15 protein-coding genes and 5 pseudogenes are annotated in these 20842 nt (G+C 60.8%); 7 read left to right on the top strand and 13 right to left on the bottom strand.

Annotation, left to right across the window (positions count from 1 at the left end):
- Positions 1-128 precede the first annotated feature (128 nt).
- The 6 genes from ACJ2A4_RS12005 to ACJ2A4_RS11980 all read right to left on the bottom strand — a co-directional run bounded on the left by ACJ2A4_RS12005 (position 129) and on the right by ACJ2A4_RS11980 (position 5843).
- On the bottom strand, positions 129-1559 hold the full coding sequence (locus ACJ2A4_RS12005) for a sensor histidine kinase (RefSeq protein ID WP_408873001.1): 1431 nt from the start codon (positions 1557-1559) through the stop codon (positions 129-131).
- Positions 1546-2211, bottom strand: coding sequence for a response regulator transcription factor (locus tag ACJ2A4_RS12000; protein WP_408874169.1), 666 nt, complete (start codon positions 2209-2211; stop codon positions 1546-1548). The genes ACJ2A4_RS12005 and ACJ2A4_RS12000 overlap by 14 nt, the downstream gene beginning before the upstream one ends.
- Before the next feature lie 128 nt (positions 2212-2339).
- Complete coding sequence (locus tag ACJ2A4_RS11995) at positions 2340-3572, bottom strand: DNA recombination protein RmuC (RefSeq protein WP_408873000.1); 1233 nt, start codon at positions 3570-3572, stop codon at positions 2340-2342.
- 46 nt (positions 3573-3618) lie between these two features.
- On the bottom strand, positions 3619-3864 hold the full coding sequence (locus ACJ2A4_RS11990; RefSeq protein ID WP_408872999.1) for a hypothetical protein: 246 nt from the start codon (positions 3862-3864) through the stop codon (positions 3619-3621).
- Positions 3865-3987: 123 nt separating this feature from the next.
- Positions 3988-5163 carry an NAD(P)/FAD-dependent oxidoreductase gene (locus ACJ2A4_RS11985; protein ID WP_408874168.1) on the bottom strand — a complete coding sequence of 392 codons (1176 nt, stop codon included), beginning with the start codon at positions 5161-5163 and terminating at the stop codon, positions 3988-3990.
- Between the two features lie 11 nt (positions 5164-5174).
- Positions 5175-5843, bottom strand: coding sequence for a glutathione S-transferase family protein (locus ACJ2A4_RS11980; protein WP_194258993.1), 669 nt, complete (start codon positions 5841-5843; stop codon positions 5175-5177).
- Between the two features lie 77 nt (positions 5844-5920).
- Between ACJ2A4_RS11980 and minC the strand changes: the two are divergent.
- From minC to ACJ2A4_RS11960, 4 genes and pseudogenes are all read left to right on the top strand, one after another.
- Positions 5921-6647: pseudogene (gene minC / locus ACJ2A4_RS11975) on the top strand (septum site-determining protein MinC).
- 149 nt (positions 6648-6796) lie between these two features.
- Positions 6797-7608, top strand: a pseudogene (gene minD / locus ACJ2A4_RS11970) (septum site-determining protein MinD).
- Between the two features lie 4 nt (positions 7609-7612).
- Complete coding sequence (minE, locus tag ACJ2A4_RS11965; protein ID WP_408872998.1) at positions 7613-7891, top strand: cell division topological specificity factor MinE; 279 nt, start codon at positions 7613-7615, stop codon at positions 7889-7891.
- 60 nt (positions 7892-7951) lie between these two features.
- A pseudogene (locus ACJ2A4_RS11960) lies at positions 7952-8335 on the top strand (YidB family protein); the annotation flags it as partial.
- A gap of 72 nt (positions 8336-8407) precedes the next feature.
- Here the strand turns inward: ACJ2A4_RS11960 and ACJ2A4_RS11955 are convergent.
- A pseudogene (locus ACJ2A4_RS11955) lies at positions 8408-9603 on the bottom strand (L-dopachrome tautomerase-related protein).
- Between the two features lie 258 nt (positions 9604-9861).
- On the opposite strand from ACJ2A4_RS11955, the gene ACJ2A4_RS11950 reads away from it, so the two are divergent.
- Positions 9862-12294: a TonB-dependent receptor plug domain-containing protein gene (locus ACJ2A4_RS11950; RefSeq protein ID WP_408872997.1), complete on the top strand. Its 2433-nt coding sequence runs from the start codon at positions 9862-9864 to the stop codon at positions 12292-12294.
- Between the two features lie 60 nt (positions 12295-12354).
- On the opposite strand, the gene ACJ2A4_RS11945 is transcribed toward ACJ2A4_RS11950, so the two are convergent.
- The 6 genes and pseudogenes from ACJ2A4_RS11945 to ACJ2A4_RS11920 form a co-directional block, all read right to left on the bottom strand.
- Positions 12355-13371, bottom strand: coding sequence for an SDR family oxidoreductase (locus ACJ2A4_RS11945; RefSeq protein ID WP_408872996.1), 1017 nt, complete (start codon positions 13369-13371; stop codon positions 12355-12357).
- Between the two features lie 141 nt (positions 13372-13512).
- A complete protein-coding gene (gene holA, locus ACJ2A4_RS11940; RefSeq protein ID WP_408872995.1) occupies positions 13513-14514 on the bottom strand; it encodes a DNA polymerase III subunit delta in 1002 nt (333 codons plus the stop codon).
- Positions 14515-14528: 14 nt separating this feature from the next.
- Positions 14529-15199: pseudogene (locus tag ACJ2A4_RS11935) on the bottom strand (hypothetical protein).
- Positions 15199-17796, bottom strand: coding sequence for a leucine--tRNA ligase (gene leuS / locus ACJ2A4_RS11930; RefSeq protein ID WP_408872994.1), 2598 nt, complete (start codon positions 17794-17796; stop codon positions 15199-15201). Before leuS ends, ACJ2A4_RS11935 begins: the two are co-directional and overlap by 1 nt.
- Positions 17797-17803: 7 nt before the next feature.
- Entirely contained in the window at positions 17804-18322 is a 519-nt protein-coding gene (locus ACJ2A4_RS11925) for a DUF3576 domain-containing protein (protein WP_228124132.1), read from the bottom strand.
- 134 nt (positions 18323-18456) lie between these two features.
- On the bottom strand, positions 18457-19569 hold the full coding sequence (locus ACJ2A4_RS11920) for a hypothetical protein (RefSeq protein ID WP_408872993.1): 1113 nt from the start codon (positions 19567-19569) through the stop codon (positions 18457-18459).
- 302 nt (positions 19570-19871) lie between these two features.
- Between ACJ2A4_RS11920 and ACJ2A4_RS11915 the strand changes: the two genes are divergently transcribed.
- Complete coding sequence (locus tag ACJ2A4_RS11915; RefSeq protein WP_408872992.1) at positions 19872-20087, top strand: hypothetical protein; 216 nt, start codon at positions 19872-19874, stop codon at positions 20085-20087.
- A gap of 12 nt (positions 20088-20099) precedes the next feature.
- Positions 20100-20369, top strand: a complete 270-nt coding sequence (locus tag ACJ2A4_RS11910; RefSeq protein WP_408872991.1) for a hypothetical protein — start codon at positions 20100-20102, stop codon at positions 20367-20369.
- Positions 20370-20842 lie beyond the last annotated feature (473 nt).

Here is a 20842-nt window from a genome sequence, read left to right as displayed (position 1 = left end):
TCTCAACGGGTGTCCCCTTGCAAATTGATCCGAGTCATATCCATCGGGACTCAGACGACAAGGAAAATTCTGTTTAAATATCAAGACACACGGCAAACTTTGACACAGTAAGACACATTACACCGCCCTCAGACGGATGCGGGTGGCGCAAAATGAATGGTGAAAACCGCTCCGGGCAATGCGTTGCCGGGCCGGGCCGCCACGATATCCACGGATGCCCCATGCAGTCGCAGGATGGCCGATACCAGGCTCAGCCCCAGTCCGCTTCCCGGAACATGGCGGCTTTTGTCCGAGCGATAGAAGCGCCCCATGACAGCCTTGCGCTCATCCTCCGCAATGCCGATCCCCGTATCCGCGACACGAAGCCAGCATGCGCCACCTGCCCCCTGCCCCGCGCTCAGCTCGACCGTTCCGGGAGCGGGCGTAAACTTGATTGCATTATCCACAAGATTGGCGAGAACCTCGTTCAGCAGATCCTTGTCTCCGAACAACGGAACCGGTTCCACCGAATCCGCCACCCGAAGCGTCACGCCTTCCGTCTCGGCGATGGGCTCGTACAGATCGACGACACCGGCCAGCAGTTCGCGCAGATCCAGCACCGCAAATCCGGCCCGGCGACGACCATTTTCGATCTCGCCGATCCGCAGGAGAGCCGTGATGACGGAAAAACACTGCTCCAGATCCAGGGTCGCCCGCTCGATCGCACGCTGAAGCGCGGCCGGATCATTCGTGATGGCCGAAACACGCTCCAGCCGGGCCTTCACCCGTGCCAGAGGGGTCCGCAGATCATGGGCGATATCGTTGCCCACATCCCGGATCTCGTCGAGCAGATGTTCCAGCCGGTCCAGCATCCGGTTGACCGAGACTGCCAGCCGCTCGATGTCGTCGCGTTCGCGACCGGTCGGCAGACGCTCGTGCAGATCACCATCCATGATGCGGTCGATCGCCTCATGCATATCCTTGATCCGCCCTAGCGCACGATGGCTCAGGAAAATCCCCGCCATCAGGGCAAACGCCACGACTGGCACAACGGACATCAATGCTGCACGCTTGGTGATGTAACGCAGTTCATTGGCCATGTGCAGCGACCGGGCCAGAACGAGAATGCGGTCGCGGTTACCGTTCGTCCCCTCGACCTCGACGGCCAGATACCGCATTTCGTAGGGCGTATCTCCCGGCGGTGCATCCCACAGACGCTGCGTCCTGGGAGAGACCTCAAGCCCGACCGGCCATTTCTTGATGTCACCCGCAATCCGGTTGCGGCTCATGTCGAACAGGGCCGCCCCGTTGAGGATCACGCGCAGATCGGTCTTGCTGCGCTCGCGGACTTCATATTCAAGCTGGGCTGGCGTTTCGTGAACCAGCAGCGCCGCCTCACGCTGGAGCAGATCGGTCGAGCGCTGCTGCTCGTATCCGCTCATCTGCCCGTAAACGAGCCCGAACTGCAGCGCCATCCCCGCGATGATCGCCACGACAAAGGCCAGTGTCAGCCGGAACGTGGCCGTCCGGAAAAGATCAGCCCGGAAGAGTTCGGAAAGGCGCAGCTCAGCCCGGGACACGCAGACTGAACCCGGCACCGCGGATACTGTGAATGAGCGGCGGCTCGCCGGGCACATCGATCTTGCGACGCAGTTTCCCGATATGGACATCCACCAGGTTCGTCTGCGGAACGAACCGGTAATTCCATACATCCTCAAGCAGCATGGTGCGCGTCAGCACGGTATCGGGACGGCGCATCATGTATTCCAGCAGGCGGAACTCACGCGGGAGCAGATCAATCTCCTGCCCTTTGCGGAACACCCGGCGCTCGATCAGATCCATTTCAAGCGGGCCCACCCGGAGCATCGTCACACGACTGTCCGTCGGACGCCGCAGCAGCGCTTCCAGACGCGCGGCCAGTTCTTCCATGGCAAAGGGCTTGGTCAGATAATCGTCTCCGCCCGCCTTAAGGCCGCTCACGCGATCATCCACTGCCGAAAGCGCGGAGAGCACCAGAACGGGAATGTTGATCCGCTGCGCCCGGACGCTTTCAATGACGGTCAGCCCGTCCAGCTCCGGCAGCATGCGGTCCACGATCATCAAATCGAACTGCCCGGCACAGGCATGGTCCAGCCCCTCAACGCCCGTTGACGCCCGCGTCACGTCATAGCCGCGCGTCGTCAGTTCTTCTACGACCTCGGCCGCAATGCTGTCGTCATCCTCGATCAGCAGAAGCCGGGGGAGGGTTCGGGAAGGCGCTCAGGCGCCCCGGATTCATGTGCGGACGTCATGCTCATGATCTTCACATGGGGCAGCGTCCCATGTCATCCAATTAAAATCGGTCTTAAAGGCGCCGGGCCTCAGGACAGGGACGTCTCGTCCAGCGCCTCTTCCATTTCGTCAGCCGTGCCGTCCAGCGCCCGCAGCCTGCGTCCAAGCACACGGGTGCGACGCCGGGCTTCCTCGATCGTATTCCCCATCGTCCCGGCATTGCGATGCAGCTTCTCCAGAACCTGATCCATCCGCAGCATTTCCTGCCGCGTCGCCCCCAGAAGCCCGGCAATTGCCTCTGTCCTCTCTTCGAGCGTCAGCGTGACATATCCCAGATGCACGGTCCGCAGCATCGCGGGCAGCAGCGACGGTCCCATTACTATCACTCGATACAGCCGGCCGATCTCGTCAATCACGCCGGGCATCCGGGCAATTTCGGCATAAAGCCCGTCCGTCGGCAGATACAGCACGGCAAATTCGACCGTCACCGGCGGCAGGATATATTTGGAGGCGATCTTCTTCGCCTCGAACCGGATAACATTTTCAAGCTCCCGCCGGGCCTGACGCTCAGCCAGCGCATCGCCTGCTTCCGCGGCATTCAGCAGCCGTTCATAGGCTTCGGTCGGGAACTTGCTGTCGATCGCAAGTCGTGGTGGCGTCTCCGTTCCGCGCACCGGCATCTTCACTGCGAATTCCACATTCTCGCCCGCGGTCCCGAGGCGGAAATTCGTGTCGTAGCTGCCTTCGGGGAGAATGTCGTCCAGAATGGCCCGGCACTGCGCCTCACCCCAGCCACCGCGCGTCTTCACATTCGAAAACAGCCGCTTCAGATCGCCGATCTGCGCCGTGACACTCGTGACCTCGCCCAACGCCTTCTGCATGGCGCTGAACTGCTCCACCACGCGCTGGAAGCTGGTCTGCATCTGCTTTTCGACCGCGCCGTGGAGCTGTTCGTTTACGGTCGCGCGAATGCGTTCGATCTGCTCGTTCTGGCTCTGCGCCATCTCTCGCAGTGCATCGGACAGCAGGAGCCGTCCTTCGGCCTGATCCTGACCCAGATTCCGCGCCAGAGTGCTCAGACGCTCGCTGGTCTCCAGCCGGAACTGGTCCAGCCGCCCGGACAGGACACGCTCGACTTCCGACAGATGCGCCCGGTGATATTCGACGTCCTGCGCCCGTTCCTGAGCCTCGCGCTCAAGCAGACGCTCGAAACGGCCGCTGCCATTGCCGCCTCGCAGGACGGCAACAAGCGCAACCAGCAGCCCCACCGCCGCCACAATCCAGGGAAGAAACTGCGCCATTCCGGAAAAACCCTCCTGCATGGCGCAGTCCTACCCCGTCAGTCCGTGACGGCCAATGCCGTACCGCTTACGGCTGATGGATATTGCCGTAAGACGCGGCACCCAGTCCCGGGCAGGAGCACGGCGCGCCCAACGGAACCTGCGTCGGCATCTTGCAGGTGTAGATTCCGGCCTTGCAGGTATAGCCATACCCCGCGATGGGCGTTCCCGGCGCAACCGGACCGGACGCCGCCGTCCCGACACAGGCCCCCAGTCCCAGCAGGGACAGACCGGCAACAGCACGCAGAGCATGACGAAAAACGGAACGAGGCATCTTGGTTGTGTCCTTGTGGGCCAGTTGCAGAAAACCAGGGTTCGGAGAAGCGGAAACGGATCGCCGCCTCACCGGTTGCCGCGTGATCGGATGCGAGAATGGCAATCCTGTGGCAAAGAGCGTCTAGCGATGCCCGGCAGCCGCCTGTCCTGCCGCAACACCGCTCGCCCAAGCCCACTGGAAATTGTGACCACCCAGCCAGCCCGTCACATCCACGGCCTCCCCGATCGCATACAGCCCCGGAATGTCACGGGCTTCCAGCGTCTGGGACGACAGGTCCCGCGTATCGATCCCGCCCCGCGTGACTTCCGCCTTGGCATAGCCTTCCGTCCCGGCGGGACGAAGCTGCCAGTTCGACACGCGCTCGGCCAGCGCCCTGATCGCCCGGTCCGGCTGGTTTGCCAGCATCGTATCGCCCAGCCCGGCCGCCAGAACACGCGCCAGTCGCTGGGGCAGCGCTTCCAGCAAACTCGGCGGCAGGGCTTTCGGACGGTCTTTCTTGATCTTGAGCAGCACATTCAGCGCGTTCTGCCCGGGCAGAAGATCGATCTGCGCCGCATCCCCGGCTTCAAGATAGGATGAAATCTGCAGGATCGCCGGGCCGGACACGCCACGATGGGTGAAGACCATTCCGTCTTCAAACCGCGGGCCCTTCTTGCCTACGCGCGCCACGATCGGCAGCGACACGCCCGCAAGCTCCGGATCAGCATCCGCCAGAACCAGCGGCACGAGCGCAGGTGCTGGCGGCACAATCCGCAGGCCAAATTTCCGTGCCAGCCGCAGTGACAGGTCGGATGCCCCCAGCTTGGGAATGGACAGGCCGCCCGTCGCAAGAATTACCGCCCCGGTCCGGATCTCGCCCCCATCTGTGACGACAATGAAGCCGTGCTCCGCCTGCCGCACATCCAGAATGCGGGTCTGCATCCGCAACTCACATCCGGCGGTCCGGCATTCCGAGACCAGCATATCCACGATCTGCCCGGCGGACCCATCACAAAAAAGCTGACCCCGCGCCTTCTCATGCCAGGCAATGCCGTAACGGTTCACCAGCTTGAGAAAATCCTGCGGCGTGTATCGCGCCAATGCGGAACGCGCAAAATGGCGGTTCTGCGAGATGAAACAGTTGGGCCCGGTCTCAAGATGAGTGAAATTGCACCGGCCGCCGCCCGAAATCAGAATCTTGCGCCCCGGCTCCGGCCCGTGATCCAGAACCAGGACCCGCGCCCCGTTCTGACCGGCCGTCGCTGCAGCCATCAGCCCCGCTGCACCGGCTCCGAGCACAATCACATTGGGGTTCATCATGGCGGCTCTCAGAAATCCAGATTGGCGTAATGCGCCGGCGGCGTGATGCCACTGACCTTGTCAGACAGCAGCCCCCGGAAACAGGGCCGCGACTTCACCCGCGCATACCAGTCCTTCGCGGCAGGCGCCTTGGACCAGTTCACGTCCCCAATGAAGTCCAGTGCCGACAGATGAGCCGCGGCCGCGAAATCCGCGAGCGACAGTGCAGGCCCCGCAAGCCAGGACCGCGTCTCCGCCAGCCAGCCGATATAATCGAGGTGAAAGCGCATGTTCGCATAGCCGGCCCGCAGCGCATTGCCGTCAGGGTGGCCGCGCCCGAACTGGCGCTTGTCCACTTTTTCGCCGAGCAGGTTGCGGGTGACCTCCTGTGCGAAACGGGTCTCGAACCAGTCCACGAGCCGTCGCGTCTCAACGCGGTCGGCGAAGGTGCGCCCCAGAAGCGGCGTGTCGGGATAGGCGTCTTCCAGATATTCGCAGATGACGCGCCCACCCGGTACGGCCAGACCATTTTCCTCAACCAGCACGGGGACCTCGCCCGCGGGATTGAGATGCAGGAATTCCTCGCGCTGTTCCCAGACCCGCTCGACGACGAGTTCAAACGGGAGTCGCTTCTCGCTGAGGGCGAGCCTCACAAGACGGCATTGCGGAGAAAGTGGAAGGTGATGCAGGATACGCATTGCCACTTTCTAAGTCAGCCGATACCCGCTCACAAGAGCCTCACCGACTGCCCGACACAGGTCCGACGATTTTCACGATGCCCGATCCCGTTTCCGCTACCTCTTCACACACCCCCATGCGCATCCGTGCGCGCGGCCGCTCCTTCCTGGCGCTCGTCCTGTCTCCAGAGGCCCCCCTCCCCCTCTGGCTGGAAGGTCTCGACTACCAGATTGCCCGCTCGGGCGGCCTCTTCACAGGAAAACCGGTCATCCTGGACCTGGGTCTCCTCAACGAAACCACGCCGGGTCTTGCGACGCTGCTGGACGATATCCGCCGTCGTGGTGTCCGGATCATCGGCATTGAAGGCGGGAGCCGTCACTGGCCGGCGGTTGCGCACTGGGACTGGCCGGAAACGCTGGATGGCGGCCGCCCGGCCGGGGAAGTCGAGATCCCGGAAGATCCTGCCGTCAGTGCGGCGGGCCCGGTTTCGGGGGGGGACGCTGATCATCGACCAGCATGTCCGTTCCGGTCAGAGCATCCAGCACATGCAGGGCGATGTAATTATTCTCGGATCCGTTTCGTCGGGTGCGGAAATCGTGGCCGCAGGGTCCATCCATGTGTACGGAACGTTACGCGGCCGGGCGATCGCCGGGGTGGGCGGACAGTCCCAGAGCCGCATTTTTGCCAGCCGAATGCTGGCCGAACTGCTGGCGCTCGACGGGTATTATGCCGTCACGGAAGACATCGATCCTGCCATCCTTGGACAGGCCGCGCAGGCGGCACTGGACGAAGATCGGGTCCGTGTCCTGCCCCTGCCGGCATAACGGGAACTGTAAATTGAGTGCCGCTGCCATGAAAGCACCCCTATTCGCCGGTTGCCGCGGGGTATAAAACTTTCATAGAATGAGAAAACCGGTTGCGGTCCTTCGTTACAGGCAACCGCAGACCGCAAAGACGTTATTTTGGAGTATTCATGGCCAAGGTTCTGGTTGTCACTTCCGGCAAGGGTGGCGTCGGCAAGACGACATCGACCGCCGCGCTCGGCGCCGCTCTCGCTCAGAGCGGGCAGAATGTGGTGGTGGTTGATTTCGATGTCGGCCTTCGGAACCTTGACCTGGTCATGGGCGCCGAGCGCCGGGTCGTGTTCGATCTGATCAATGTGGTGCAGGGCGATGCCCGCCTGTCACAGGCCCTGATCCGCGACAAGCGCTGTGAAACGCTGTCCATCCTCCCGGCGTCCCAGACCCGCGACAAGGATGCCCTGACGTCCGAGGGCGTTGCCCGCGTCATGGATGAGCTTCGCGAGAAGTTCGACTGGGTCATCTGCGACAGCCCGGCTGGCATCGAGCGTGGCGCACAGCTTGCCATGTACCATGCCGACATGGCCGTGATCGTGACCAATCCCGAAGTCAGCTCGGTGCGTGACTCCGACCGGATCATCGGCCTGCTCGACAGCAAGACCCAGAAGGCCGAACGGGGGAGAAGGTCGACAAGCATCTGCTTCTGACCCGTTACGACCCGGCCCGCGCCGCGCGCAAGGAAATGCTGAGCGTTGAGGACGTCCTCGAGATCCTCTCCATTCCGCTGCTCGGCATCGTTCCGGAAAGCGAGGATGTGCTGAAATCCTCCAATGTCGGTGCTCCCGTGACGCTCGCCGCGCCCACGAGCCTCTCCGCCCGCGCCTATTTCGAAGCAGCCCGTCGCCTGAGCGGCGAGAAGCTCGAGGTCTCGGTTCCAGTCGAGAAACGCGGTTTCTTTGACTGGCTCTTCAAGAGGGACGCATGAGTTCATGAGTTTTCTCTCAAACATCTTCGCCCGGCGGCAGCAGTCCAGCAGCGTCGCCAAGGACCGTCTGCAGATCCTGCTCGCGCATGAGCGTGGTGCGGGTGAGGCCGGTGAGTTCGATCTGATCCGCCAGCTCCACAAGGAAATCATGGAAGTGATCGCCCGCCATGTCGCCGTTGATCAGGACAAGGTCCAGATCAAGGTCGACCGTGGCAGCGGCTGCTCCATGCTCGAAATCGACGTCGAGGTTCCGCAGGAACTCAGCGGCAAGCGGGGTTCGTGATCCGGAGCCTTCCGGACACAACCCAGTTTTAGAGATACCGGCTGCGGCCCTGATGCCGCATCGGCAAGAGACGGAACAATACGGATGAGCGGCTTTCTCGGAAACCTCATGAACCAGGCTGTCGGCGCCATCGGCGGACAGCTGGGCGAAAAGTTTGGTGGCAGCATTGGCGACTTCCTCAAGGGAGATGGCCTGAACATGCTCATCAGCCAGGCCCAGAGCGCTGGCCTGACGGACAAGATCCATTCCTGGATCGGTAATGGCGAGAACCTGCCCATCACCACCGATGAACTGCGCAGCCTCCTGACGGATCAGCAGATCCAGATGATCGTCAGCAAGACGGGTCTGCCCGCCAACACGATCCTGCCGGCACTGGCACAGCTTCTTCCCGCCGCCGTGGACAAGCACACGCCGGACGGTCAGGCGCCCTCTACGACGGCCTGAAGCAGAACTTCTACAAAGAAGCTACAGAAAGCCCCGCTGGATGACTCCATCGGGGCTTTTTCGTATCCTCGATCAGGTTTTCTGCCCCTGCGGCAGGGCGTTGTAAGGTTGTGGCTGTTCGATCGGAAAGCGGATCAGAAGATAGGGCGTAACTCTGCGATCGGTCCCCTCGTTGAATGATGCGAGGCGGTTCCACTGCCCGAACGTGCAATAGACATGATCCGCTGTCGCAAAGATCCCGTCCGGAGACAGGGCCCGGGGATCGCGGAACATCATTTTGAACGAGCCATCCTGATCGCGCCGCAGGATGCAGTCATGTTCGTAATTCGTCGTATCGAGCCGGTCCCGATCATCCAGAGCCAGACCATCAGCAACCCCCTTCTCACCCTCGTCGCGGATCGCAGGGGCCAGAACCGCATCGTCCGATGCCGGATCGGCCAGAAGATCCACCGGCAGGCTGTAGAGCCGCCGACTGGTCAGAGGGGCGAAATAGAGGCGTTTCTCGTCTTTCGTCAGGGCAATGCCGTCGACCCCGCCGGATACGAGTTGTGGGTGACCGGGGATGTAGCGGCGGGGCTCCCCTTCCACGATCGTCAGAAAGCCGGTCTCCGGCAGGATGGCGGGATGCGTTGTCAGAACCCGGCGCGCCTGCTGGTCGCGACATCGACGATCACCAATCCGGGCTTTGTCCCGAAAGATGAGTCCGTCACGAAGACCGTTCCCTGCGCACCATGCGAGAGGGAAACCCGCAGGTCGTTCATGTGACTGTCCGACAGAAGCACGGGTGCCTTAAGGATGATCTTGTGGGCGACCCGGTTTGTTGCGGGGTCGATGCAGACGATCTTTGCCGCTCCCGGCTGCAAAGGGTGTCCGGCCCGCTTGCCGTCATCAATGACCCAGAGACGGCCCTGCCGATCCATTGTCATCCCATGAACGGAGACAAGACAATCTGCCGGAACATCTGCGGGCAGGCTCATGGCCGCGGAAGGATAAGGCATGACCTTTCCGTCCACGAGTTCCCCCAGCGTGGCGCCCTTGTGATCGACGGCATGACGGGGAAAACCGACAAACGTTCTGCCATCCGGAAGCACTACGATCCCCGAGGGGCCCGGGCCATCAAACTCGGCAACAATGTCGAGGTCTCCCAGAGTGCCTGTTCCATTGTCCTCATTGCCAGCGGCATGCGCCTGAGCGGCTGGCAATGCTGCCGAAACGGCAAGAGAGGCTGGGGCTGCCGAAGCGGCCCGCAGGAAATGACGTCGCTTCATGCACGAGCTCCCGTAATCCATTTACAAGACAAACCGTTTCCATAACGCCCGATCCGTGTAAGGAACGCCACAGCCCTGACAAAATGTGATCGAAATCTTTCCGGAAGCGGAAAATTGTGTTGACCTTCCGCAAATACGAAACAATTTTGTATTTCGTATAAATTACTAACTTATTGCGTGGTAAAAGTGCTGACCCAGCTTTCTCTTCGTCACCTGACCCTCCTGGGGACCTCTCTCCTTGGCTCTACGTTTGTCCTGATGACGGACGAAAGCCGGGCTGCGACCACGCAGTCCGTTCCGGTTCAGCACAAACAGGCCCATACAACACCGGTTACCAAAAAGACGGCGAAACCAGCCCCCAGACAGGTCGCAAGGCCCACGCCCGAGGTTTCGGGGGGTAGCGAGGCTGTGGTTGTGACGGGAACGCGCGAGTTCGGCAAGAAGGCCCGGGATTCGATCGCTCCGGTCGATATCGTCACAAATCGCCAGCTGACAGGGACTGGCCAGCCTACGCTGCGGGACTCTCTGGCGCTGCTGCTTCCATCCCTGACCGTACCGACTGGCGGTTTTGATGCCGGTGCCCTGACCGACAGCATCTCGCTGCGTGGCCTGAATCCCAACAAGACGCTGGTGCTTGTGGATGGCAAGCGCCGTCACACTACAGCCAACATCTATGCCGATGCCGGCCCGTCGCAGGGCTCGACACCTGTCGATATCGACATGATCCCCATGTCCATGATCGACCATATCGAAGTCCTGCGTGATGGCGCATCCGCCCAGTATGGTTCGGACGCCATTGCGGGCGTGGTCAACATCATCCTGAAAAAGCAGAACCATGGTCTGACCATGCGCTCGAACACCGGCATTACGAGCGAAGGCGACGGTTTCCAGCAGGGCGTGTTCATCGACGGTGGCGCGAACCTGAACAATCGTGGCTTCGTGCATATCGGTGGCGATTTCGTGCATCAGGACCATACGGTCCGCTCGGGTGCCGACAACCGGACCAATACTTACGTCAACCAGCTTCTGGGCCAGCCGGAGCAGACCCGTGAGAGTGTTGCCGTCAACGCGGGCTACGACATCACCGACAATGTGCAGGCCTATGCCAGCGCGACCTATGCGCATCGTCACGCGGAATCGTACCAGAACTATCGCCTGCCCTCCTCGCTCGCGAAATATCCCGGTTATTCAGCAATCTATCCGTATGGCTATGCGCCGATCGAAGAGCTGAACGAGAATGACTACGAGCTGACCGCAGGCTTCAGGGGAACGCTGGCGGGCTGGCACTGGGACGTATCGTCGGTCTTTGGCCGGGATTACGACGCCGTTAATGCCCAGAGCACGACGAATGTGGGTCTCTATGCGGCCACGGGTCAGACCCCGACCTCCTTCGCCGCACAGGCCTATAACGACACGCAGTGGACGAACAGCGTCGATCTCAGCCGCAAGTTCCGCACGTCCTTCTGGCCCTACGCCATCAACGTCGCGGGCGGTGCATCCTATCGCTATGAGGCCTATGCGATCGGTACGGGTTCTCCGGCCAGCTACACCTATTCCAGCTCGGACGGCTTTCCTGGCACCAACCCTGCCAATGCCGGCAAGTGGTCCCGTGACGTTGCGGCAGGCTATCTCGACATTTCCACGAACCTGATGAAGCACTGGCAGCTCGATCTGGCCGGGCGCGTCGAGCATTATACGGATGTCGGCAATACCAAGACCGGCAAGGTCTCGACCCGTTACGATTTCAGCCCGCGCTTTGCGGTCCGTGGTACGTTCAGCAACGGCTTCCATGCGCCGACGCTGGCGCAGGAACATTATTCGGCGCTGTCCGTCTCCCCGACGGCGGCAAGCGGCATCATCGCGGCAAACTCGGCCGGCGCACTTGCCAATGGTGCTTCGGCCCTGAAGCCGGAATCTTCCACAAGTGCTGAAGGCGGCATCATTGTCGAGCCGATCAAGAAGCTGCACGTCACCGTTGACGTCTATCAGATTGATTTGCGCGACCGGATCATGCCGGGTGGAACGATCTATGGAACACAGGCTTACCAGGCGCTTCAGGCTGACAATTACAATCTGCCCCCTGGTTCTGAAAACTGGACAGGCAGCCAGCTTGCCACACACTGGTTTGCCAATGTCGCCAATACCCGGACGCAGGGCCTCGACCTGACGGCGAACTACCCGACCGATTTCGGCCGTTATGGTCATGCGGACTGGGATGTTGCCATCAACCTGAACCGCACGCGTCTGCGCCATCAGGCCAACAGCATGACCGGTGCGCCTCTGCTGAATGCCCAGAATATCGCCTACATCACCACGGCCTATCCGCGCAGCAAGATCATCTTTGGTGGGACCTGGCGTTCGGCCCATAACAAGTGGGCCGTCTCCGTCCATGAGATCCGTTACGGTGAGACGACGTCCCAGCTGACCTATTACACGGGACCTTATACCTACTCCACGAGCCACTTTCTGCAGTTCCAGAACGTGCCCAAATGGACCACGAATGCGTCCGTTACGTACAATATCACGCCGAAATGGAGTGCCACGATTGGTGGCAACAACATCTTCGCCAAGTTCCCGTCAGTCGTGCCCGAAGGGAACCGCTATCTTGGCGTTCCCAAGTACTACATGAGCACGTCACAGCTCGGCATGAATGGCGGCTATTACTATCTGGACGTCTCGGCACGTTTCTGATCAGCCACAAAAAAAGCGGAAGGCTTCGGCCCTCCGCTTTTTTCATGGTTTCGATGACTGTTAGCCCGGAATGCCGGTTCCGCCGGTGGCTCCGAAGATCTGTCCGGTCAGGTAGCTGCCGTCCGTGCTGGCAAGCTGCACATAGAGCGGTGCGATCTCGGCGGGCTGGCCGGGGCGCTTGAGCGGGACGGTCGAGCCGAACTTCTCGACCGCGGACATGGGCTGGCCGCCGCTGACCTGAAGGGCCGTCCAGAATGGTCCGGGTGCGACCGCATTGACGCGGATACCTTTGGGGACGAGCTGCTTGGCGAGGCTCTTCGTCAGATCCGCAATGCCCGCCTTGGTGATGCTGTAATCCACAAGGATTTCGGAAGGATTATAGGCGTTGGTCGAGCTCGTATTCACGATCGAACTGCCCGGCGGCATATGCGGGATGGCCGCCTTGATGATCCAGAAAAGTGCATAAAGATTGGTCTTCAGAGTCCAGTCGAAATCCTCTGTCGTCAGATCGAGGATGCTCTCGTGGTAATGCTGACGTCCGGCGCAATTGATCAGACAGTCCAGTCCACCCAGCTCGCGCGCCGCATTGGCCACCAGCTTCTGACAGAATTTCTCCGAGCGGATGTCGCCGGGCAGTGCCACCGCCTTGCGTCCGGCACTCCGGATGAGATCCATGACTTCCTTTGCATCCTCTTCCTCAGCCGGAAGATAGGAGAGCGCCACATCAGCGCCTTCGCGGGCAATGGCAATGGCCGCGGCACGTCCCAGACCGGAATCTCCGCCCGTCACGAGCGCCTTGCGGCCCGCCATGCGACCGGATCCCCGATAGGAGGTTTCACCGTGATCGGGGCGCGGAGACATTCTGGAAGCAAGACCGGGCCATGGCTGCGGCTGGGCCTGAAAGGGGCCATCCATATAGCGCTTGGCAGGATCAGAGAGCGGAGGTGCTCCGTTCTCGGCAGACATGGAGGGATCGGCAGCTCTGGCCCTGCTTCCCGCTGCCACGGCGGCAGCAAGTCCCAGAGCAGCACCTTTCATAACATTGCGGCGGGAATCATCGGAATTCCGTTCAGTCATGGACCTGTCCTTTTCCGTTCTCCGCAAACCGGTCCATCCGGGCCAGCGCTGCGGATCATTGATTTCTGACGGAAAGGAAACAGTCTCGCGGAACAGGAAGTTGCCATAAAAACTCGGCTTCGCAGCCAGGTACCGATCTGATCAGACTTTCCTGACCGTACAGAGAGACGCGATATGGCGTCTGCACAGTGCCATGTCAGGCGATGCGCTCTGCTTGCAGGCCAGTTCAAAAGCCTGCGTTTCCTGCGCTGCCATGGCCAGTGCGGCAGGAGACCAGCGGTCCAGCGCCTGACCGAAAGCAGCCGTCCGTTTGAAGAACACGGGTGGCTTCAGGGCTTTCATGGCCTCGGCCCGGCCATGGCCCTCCTGCACGCTCTGCGCAACCTTCTGGAGCCGGACCAGAATACCCAGAACCGTCCGTGCGACAGCAACGGGATTGGCTCCGTCCGCCAGGGCACGTTCGAGCGCCTGATCGGCCATCATGCGATTTCCACACAGGGCGGAAAAAGCGGCGTCTTCCAAAGAATTGCCGCCAGCATCTCCCACGCAGTCCTGAACCGCCTGCAGATCAAGACGACCGCCCTCGCCCGCATAGAGGACGAGCTTTTCGATTTCGCCCCGCACACCACTGCGATCGGCGCCGAGCACACCCAGCAACCAGACCAGTGCATCACGATCGATTGTCACACCGGCCTGACCGAGTGCATCTGTGACGGTCTGGGATAATGCCCGCCCTTCTTCGGGATAGCAGGCAATGGATGCGACCTGTTTATGGGCTTCGGCCAGCGCACGCAGCTTTGAGCGCGCCGTAATTCCCGGTGCTTCGATAACGATCAGCGCGTCTGTTGCGGTCTCCAGCACCCGCTTGAACAATGGAGCTATGCTGTCCTGTCCATCCCGCACCCAGACGACGCGCCGCCCGCCGATCAGGGAGAGCGCCGTGGCTTCCTCTTCAAGCCGGTCCTGCGTTTCCCGGTCCAGCTGGGCGACCTGAAACGGATCATCGAGCGTTCCGGCTACCAGCCTGACGGCCTGAGCAGCGCGTTCGCGGATAAGGCCGGTGTCATCGCCATAAAGCACGATTGCCCGCCAGGAACCGGCATCGGCCAGAGTGCGCCCGATACTCCGTGCGTCGATCTTCACGTGGCAGACTTCACTTACTGCGGGGACGCGCTGGACGTACCCCGGGACAGACGGCCTGTTGCGGAAGCCGGGAAGCCGTCCACGCCGGTCCGATCGGTTGCTGCATTTCCGTTATCGTCGGGCATGCGGTCCGTATTCAGATAACGCGGCAGTTCGTCAGGCGCGGCCTTCTCGGGCATGTTGTGGTTGCGGAACCAGATCGCGATCTGCTGGGTCACGGTCTGGGCCAGGGTATCCGAAACACGCGCCTGAAGGGTTTCATCATTCAGGGTCTGGGCAAAATACTGCTCGAACGTAGTGTTGAAACCATCCAGCGTCGTTGCGTCACCCTGCGCCAGCATGCGCGGATTCTGTTCTACCGTAATAAGAACCCAGTGGGCCGAGCCAGTGCTTCGCGTACGACCGGAGGTGTTATCCTCATGGATATCGACCGCTTCCTCATTCATGCCGGAAGAGACTTTCAGCATGTATTTATGAGGATCCTCCGGCCCGGCGCCTGCCAGATCCTTCTGAAGAGCCAGACGCAGCAGCTGACCATACCGGCCTGGAATGTTGTCCACATAGATCTGGGCCAACTCTTCCGACATGTCGGTTTTCGGCGTCAGCTTTCCGTAGAGGGGGAAAAACCGCACCCCCCAAGAAAAAGACAGGCCGTGAGAAGAAAAATGCTGCGCCGGTCAGACATCAGCCGGCCACCACGAAATTGACGATCCGGTTCGGAACATGGATTTCCTTTACCAGCCGCTTTCCTTCCAGCAGACGGGCCACGTTCGGCTCGCTCTTCGCTGCGGCCAGTACGTCTTCCTTGGGCGCATTGGGCGGGACCTCGATGGTTCCACGCAGCTTGCCAAGGATCTGCACGCCGATCGTCACACTCTGTACAGCCAGCCATTTTTCTTCGGCTTCCGGCCAGGGACGTTCCACAACCAGCGCACTGCCCGGCTCCAGAACCGCCATCATGTCTTCCGCAAGATGCGGCATCATCGGCGCGGTCAGCAGACATAGCACGCGTGCCGCTTCACGGCGGGCCGCGGCAATGCCGGCGCCTTCGATGCGTTCGGCCTCGGCCAGTGCCGATGTCAGTTCATGCAGACGTGCCACGGCGACATTCGGCGTGAAAGCTTCAAGCGCTTCGCCGACTGCCACAATGGTCCGGTGCGTCACACGCCGCAGATCATCCCCAGCGGCACCATGCTCACTGTCAGCTGCGTCCCTAGCAGCCACGGCCGAGACAAGACGATGCAGGCGCTGACCAAAGCGCGCAGCCGCCGCGACACCCGAAGCCGTCCACTCCATGTCTCTCTCGGGCGGGCTGTCGGACAGCACGAACCAGCGGGCCGTGTCGGCACCATAACGCTCAATGATGTCGACCGGAGACACCGTGTTGCGCTTGGACTTGGACATTTTCTCGGACCGGCCGACCTGAACCGGCGTTCCGGAATCACGCCGTACGACACTGTCGCCCTGGCGTTCGACTTCTTCGGGATACAGCCAGCCACTGTCATCCCGATAGCTCTCATGCGTCACCATGCCCTGCGTAAACAGACCGGCAAACGGCTCGTCCACATCCAGGTGTCCGGTCTCGTGCATCGCCCGGGTGAAGAACCGCGCATAGAGCAGATGCAGGATCGCGTGCTCGATGCCGCCAATATACTGATCGACCGGAAGCCAGCCATTGGCCGCGGCCGGAACCGTCGGGGTCTCGGCATGCGGACTGGTGAAGCGGGCAAAATACCAGGAACTGTCAACGAAAGTGTCGAACGTGTCCGTCTCGCGAACGGCAGGCTTGCCACAGCAGGGGCAGGCCACATGCTTCCATGTGGGATGATGATCCAGCGGATTGCCGGGACGGTCGAATGTCACATCCTCGGGCAGAATGACCGGCAGTTGATCATCCGGAACAGGAACCGGGCCACAGGTTTCGCAGTGGATGATGGGGATCGGGCAGCCCCAGTACCGCTGGCGGGAAATCCCCCAGTCACGCAGGCGCCAGTTCACGACGCCCTTGCCAGCTCCCAGACCTTCAAGGCGCTCGATAACCTTCGTTCGGGCCGTTGCGGGATCCAGTCCGTCCAGAAAACCGGAATTGAAGAGAGTGGCGTCTCCGGAGACGGCCTTCTTGCCCAGCGTAAAGGTTTCGGCATCCTGACCGGCAGGCAGCAGGACCTGCGGAATTGGCAAATCATATTTGCGCGCGAAGTCCAGATCGCGCTGGTCACCGCATGGGCAGCCGAAGACGGCGCCGGTGCCATAATCCATCAGGACAAAATTGGCGATCCAGACTGGGGCGGTTTTTTCCGGATCCAGCGGATTGGCGACACGCAGACCGGTATCGAAGCCGCGCTTTTCGGCAGCTTCGATGGCTTCTTCCGAAGTCCCAAGGCGACGACATTCCTCAATGAAGGCGGCGGCCTGCGGATTGGTCTCCGCGACCTTGCGCGCCAGAGGGTGTTCTGCCGAAATCCCGATAAAGCTCAGACCAAAGAGCGTGTCCGGGCGCGTGGTAAAGACTTCAACGCTGTCCAGATCTTCATCATAGCCTGCTGGTGGCTGGTGCAGGGCGAAACGGACCCGCGCTCCTTCCGAACGGCCGATCCAGCGCTCCTGCATCGTCCGGACACGCTCAGGCCAGCGATCCAGCGTCTTGAGGTCATCAAGCAGGGGCTGGGCAAACTTCGTGATTTTCAGGAACCACTGGGAGAGCTTCTTTTTCTCGATCAGCGCTCCAGACCGCCAGCCACGACCGTCCACGACCTGTTCGTTTGCCAGAACCGTCTCATCGACCGGATCCCAGTTGACGAGAGAGTCCCGTCGCTCGACCAGCCCGGCTGCCAGCATGTCGGTGAACAGCTTCTGCTGCTTGCCGTAATATTCCGGCAGACAGGTCGCGATTTCACGATCCCAGTCCAGAGAGAACCCAAGACGCTGGAGCGTGCCGCGCATTGTGACAATGTTGTCCATCGTCCACTTGCCCGGATGGACGTTCCGTTCGCGAGCGGCATTTTCGGCCGGCAGACCGAAGGCGTCCCAGCCCATGGGATGCATGACGGCGAAACCACGGGCCCGCTTGTACCGCGCAACCACGTCCCCGAGCGTGTAGTTCCGGACGTGTCCAACATGAAGCTGTCCCGACGGATACGGGAACATCTCCAGCACGTAGTATTTCGGACGATCGGCAGGAGGCACATCCGGAACCGCGAAGATGTTCCGCTGCTTCCACTCTTCCTGCCAGAACGGTTCGCGATTTTGAAAGTCGAATGCGGGGGCTGTGGTATCGCTCATGTCTGACTCAGTTGTCCCGCTCGCCATTTTCGGCACGCAGTTGGCGTGCACGCGTCAGGATACGGGTGGTGATATCGGAGGTGGTGGTTGCCGAGACCGGGGTGTCTTCCCATTGCCCGTCTTGCAGAACCTGACGGAACACCGAAACCCGCAGGGCATCGGAACGCAGCCGGCGGTCCAGCACGTAGGCTGCGATCTTAAAACGCTCGTTCTGGCTGGCAGAAGGCTGATACCAGTCGGTCAGGATGACGCCGCCGACAGCATCGGCCGAAGCCAGTGGCATGAAGGACAGGGTGTCGATCGCCCCGCGCCACAGATAGGCATTCACGCCACCACGAAGCTCGTCGGCGCCGCCCTCGGCACCACGGTCCACGCCCAGAAGATGATTGCGGGGTGCTGTCAGGGTGCTGGGATCACGTCCACCACCACAGGCAGCAAGAGCGCCGAGCGCCAGAAATCCCAGAGCGAGACGGGTCGTCGGTCGGTGAAAGGGTCGAAGAACGGTCAACTGGATGCGAGACATCATGTGTGGTCCTGCGGGCCGCGCCAGGGCCGGTCACAAGCAAGGATGCAGACTGGCGAGGCCTGCAGCCGGCAACTTCTGTTTGTGTGTTCATATCGTGCCGGCGGCACGAGGCCAAGCACCTGTGAAAGATGTTCTTATCCCTTGGCGAGCCCGGCCCGGTCCAACGCATCCGCCAGCCTCTTCTGATGTGCTTTTGGTACGAAGGGAAACCTGCTGACAATTTTCGAAATTGTCAGATCCGGGACCAGACGCAGCAGGTGTCGGTGAACCTGCTGCGCCTCGTCAGGGAAATCACCGATCTCGATCAGCGCAATGAGATAGTAAACCAGCGAACTCGGACAGTCCGGGTACAGACCGGACATTAACCTGCCCATGGAAATTACTTCCTGATAATCATCTCCCAACAGCAGGATCATCATGAAAACCGGTCGCAGCAACTCCAGCAACTGGGATCGGCAGCCGTTTTCAAGAAGCTTCTTCACGGTGTCAGCTGCCGACGTTGCATTGCCCCGCAACAGATCCAGCACAATGACAGCCATCAGATAGTCTGAAGAATCCCTGTAATGCCGGTCGTTCCGGGAGATGCCTTCAGCCGCCTTCTGGGCGACCGAGAGCGCCGTGCTGTGCATGTCGGGATCATACATGAGGTATGCGGCAAGCAGGACCTCGACAGCATGAAGATCCGGCAGCAGCGAGACTGAGGCCCGGATCCTGCGAAGACCATGGGCAAACACCGCCTCCGCGTCTGCACTCCAGTCGTTCAGAAAGCGAACATAGCAGTGCAGCGCGTCAATGAGAGCAATGGCTCCGTCTTCTTCCTCAAGATCGGTAGCGTGTTCCAGCAGAACTCCGATCCTGCCAAAAAGAGAACTGTCGTGCCGCAGGAGGAGCATGAACGCCCTCAGCGCCATTCCCAGAGCAGAAAGTTCGGAATCCGGGCGCGCAGCAATCCGCCGGGCTTCAGCAACAAAAATGCTCCACTGCATCGCCTGTGCGGGTGCAAGCAGGCTGTTTTTTCCTGCATCCGGACCCTCGGACGGAAAATCGTAATGTGTTCCCCAGATGATGACACCACCACGCCGCGCATCCAGCACGCGGACGATGAGCCGGTTGTCCGTAGCGCCCTGCCCTCCGCGCAGGCTCCCGGAAATGATGTAATCCGTACCCCAGGCCCGATAGACCGCCGCCGCATTGACAGGATCGGGCTCAGAGGCCTTAGGGACAGAGAGAATGTCAAACGTTCCCATATGAACGAAAATGAGTTCCAACTGATCCCGCAGATCCTGCCCCTGCTCCGCAAGCGTTTCGTCGGAATATGATGGCGACAGAAAAACCAGCGAAATCCTTCGCGGCTCTGCAGATGAAGAATTCCGTGAGGCATAGTGCAACGGCAGGGCCAGCATTGGATCCGCTCGCGGCACGGGCGCGCTATAGGGCAAATCAGTCCCCCGGCTGGCAGAGCCGCCTGGGAGACATCGTTTGCCACTTCCCTGCCGTGACTGTCCGTCGAAATACTTGCAATCAGGGCCTGGGTCGCAGGAGCCAGAGCATGTCCTTCAACATCGCCAAACAGATGGGTCATCTGGTCGGCCAGTGCAGCTGCCCGTCCCTGGTCTCCACGATGGAGTGCCGTCTGTATCCTTGCGCGCCAGGCAATCTCGTTCAGGTTGTCAAACTTCAGCAGGCGCTCGGCCATGTTTTCGACCTGATCCGGATCGGTCAGTTCCCGAACGGCATTTTCATAAACGAGCTGAAGATGCGCTGACAGCCGTTCTCTTTGCTGGATGAGCCATTCATCCAGTGCGGGGTCCACGCCAGCCAGTTCGCCAAGCAACTGCTCGTCAGGCAGGGTGACGCTGTCAATCGTACGAACGCTGGCGGTCAGCAATCTTTCGGCATCGACAGAGGTCAGGGCCGGCTTCAGGGCAAGGGAATGCCGCTGGACGTCGATGACATCAACGCCCAGTGGACTCAGCGCATCCAGCAGGCGATGGATTTCCTGCCTGAGCGATGCGCGGGCCATATCCTCGGGACGCTGGCTCCATAACAATTCGGCAAGACGGGAACGCAGGACCGGTTTTCGATCTGAAAGGGCCAGAATGGCCAGAAGGGCCCGCGTTTTACCGCCGACCGGAAGGACGCTCTCACCCGTAAGGGTTCTCGCCTCCATCTGACCTATTAACTTCAGGCGCAGGAGCGTGGGGTCAGTCTCGCGGACGTGACGGGATGCGCTCTCCATCATCTTTGCCGCCCCCATGTTCAGCACCTTTCCCTGCGATGGAAAGAAACTCCGGGCCGCTTCAGTGTATCGTCGTAAGCAATGCAGATCATGGCAATTCTCAACCCAGTCAAACCTGCAACACCTCTGCAAAGGAGGTCTTGTGTAGGATGCCAGGCGCGAATGCGATCGATCCTACTCAGGATTTGGTACTACCAGAAAACAGATCACCTTTTTGATGGAAAAGAGGTGCCTTGCAAGGCTGCAACAGAAGCCTCGTCCGAAAGAGTAACCAGAAAAAA

Origin of the sequence: Gluconobacter roseus (assembly GCF_046058915.1) — a bacterium.
Taxonomy (GTDB): Bacteria; Pseudomonadota; Alphaproteobacteria; order Acetobacterales; family Acetobacteraceae; genus Gluconobacter; species Gluconobacter roseus_A.
The sequence above is the reverse complement of the archived record's forward strand: the minus strand, read 5'-3'. Positions and strand labels throughout refer to the sequence as shown.